We start from the raw sequence: 2,500 nt of genomic DNA on the forward strand, positions 1-2,500 counted from the left end.
CCCGGACCTTATGATATCGTGGATGGCCTAGCCGGCTGGAAACGAAGGAGGGGACGGAGGTAGGAAGGAAGCTTGTCGCTCTGGGCCGTCATTGTTGGTATCTTTATGGATACCTCTGATGGACGGCTGGATTACCGTTGCCTGACCGCGCGGTATCGGATCCAATCTCGAGAAGCTGGTCTTAAGACAGGCTGCAAGCGAGCTGCTCGGCGTAGCTCCAATAAAGCAAGCCTGTCGAACACGTCGATGGCATCTGATTGGCGCGATTGTAAAAGGTAATCGCGCTTTGGACTGACCGTATGGTCAGATTTGGCACCCCTTTGAGCGCAAGCGAGAAGGAAAGGTTTGCCAAATCCAATAAGGATGAGCATTGGCAATGAGAACGATCAAGTGTCGTAAGGGTATTTAGTGGATGCCTAGGCATGCACAGGCGATGAAGGACGTGATACGCTGCGAAAAGCCGTGGGGAGCTGCGAATAAGCTTTGATCCATGGATCTCCGAATGGGGCAACCCACCTTAAATGCTTAGAAAATCATTTTGGTTGGCAATTGGCTCGAAGCTGCAAGGCTTCGCAAGGCCAAGGGCCGTCGCCGGTTATCCGGCGTAAAGAACCAAAGTGGTTTCTAAGCATTGTTATGAGGTATCTTCACCTGAATAAAATAGGGTGTAAGAAGCGAACGCAGGGAACTGAAACATCTAAGTACCTGCAGGAAAGGACATCAACCGAGACTCCGCAAGTAGTGGCGAGCGAACGCGGACCAGGCCAGTGGCAATGAAGTTTAAAGTGGAAGAACCTGGAAAGGTTTGCCGTAGAGGGTGACAGCCCCGTACGCGTAGATAGCTTTATTGTCCTAGAGTAGGGCGGGACACGTGAAATCCTGTCTGAACATGGGGAGACCACTCTCCAAGCCTAAGTACTCGTGCATGACCGATAGCGAACCAGTACCGTGAGGGAAAGGTGAAAAGCACCCCGACAAGGGGAGTGAAATAGAACCTGAAACTGGATACCTACAAACAGTCGGAGCCCGCAAGGGTGACGGCGTACCTTTTGTATAATGGGTCAACGACTTAGTGTAACAAGCAAGCTTAAGCCGGTAGGTGTAGGCGAAGCGAAAGCGAGTCTGAATAGGGCGATATAGTTTGTTGCATTAGACCCGAAACCGAGTGATCTAGCCATGAGCAGGTTGAAGGTTGGGTAACACCAACTGGAGGACCGAACCCGCATCTGTTGCAATAGATTGGGATGACTTGTGGCTAGGGGTGAAAGGCCAATCAAACTCGGAAATAGCTGGTTCTCCGCGAAATCTATTTAGGTAGAGCGTCGAGCGAATACTCCCGGGGGTAGAGCACTGGATGGGCTATGGGGACTCACCGTCTTACTGATCCTAACCAAACTCCGAATACCGGGAAGTACTACTCGGCAGACACACGGCGGGTGCTAACGTCCGTCGTGAAAAGGGCAACAACCCTAACCTCCAGCTAAGGTCCCCAAGTCATGGCTAAGTGGGAAAGGATGTGAGGATCCCAAAACAACCAGGATGTTGGCTTAGAAGCAGCCATCATTTAAAGAAAGCGTAACAGCTCACTGGTCTAGTCAAGGGTCTTTGCGCCGAAAATGTAACGGGGCTGAAGCCATGCACCGAAGCTGAGGATTCCTCTTTGAGGAGTGGTAGCGGAGCGTTCCGTAAGCTGATGAAGGGATACCCGTGAGGGGTCCTGGAGGTATCGGAAGTGCGAATGTTGACATGAGTAACGATAAAGAGGGTGAGAGACCCTCTCGCCGAAAGACCAAGGGTTCCTGCTTAAAGTTAATCTGAGCAGGGTTAGCCGGCCCCTAAGACGAGGCGGACACGCGTAGTCGATGGGAACCACGTTAATATTCGTGGGCCTGGTGGTAGTGACGGATTGCTTAACTTGTTCACACTTATTGGATTGTGTGGGCGGGGACGCGGTTCCAGGAAATAGCTCCACCGTATAGACCGTACCCGAAACCGACACAGGTGGTCAGGTAGAGTATACCAAGGCGCTTGAGAGAACTATGTTGAAGGAACTCGGCAAATTGCACGCGTAACTTCGGAAGAAGCGTGACCCTTATGTACGCAAGTATGTGAGGGTGGCACAGACCAGGGGGTAGCGACTGTTTACCAAAAACACAGGGCTCTGCGAAGTCGCAAGACGACGTATAGGGTCTGACGCCTGCCCGGTGCTGGAAGGTTAAGAGGAGGGGTGCAAGCTCTGAATCGAAGCCCCAGTAAACGGCGGCCGTAACTATAACGGTCCTAAGGTAGCGAAATTCCTTGTCGGGTAAGTTCCGACCTGCACGAATGGCGTAACGACTTCCCCGCTGTCTCCAACATAGACTCAGTGAAATTGAATTCCCCGTGAAGATGCGGGGTTCCTGCGGTCAGACGGAAAGACCCCGTGCACCTTTACTATAGCTTTACACTGGCATTCGTGTCGGCATGTGTAGGATAGGTGGTAGGCTTTGAAGCAGGGACG

At 52.0% G+C, this 2,500-nt stretch carries 1 rRNA gene (only partly in view); it reads left to right on the plus strand.

From position 1 onward, the window contains the following. Window positions 1-384: 384 nt before the first annotated feature. Window positions 385-2,500 (plus strand): 23S ribosomal RNA (locus AC13Q5_RS34920) (it continues 744 nt past the right edge of the window).

The sequence above is a fragment of the Martinezella sp. CNPSo 3964 genome (assembly GCF_057784375.1).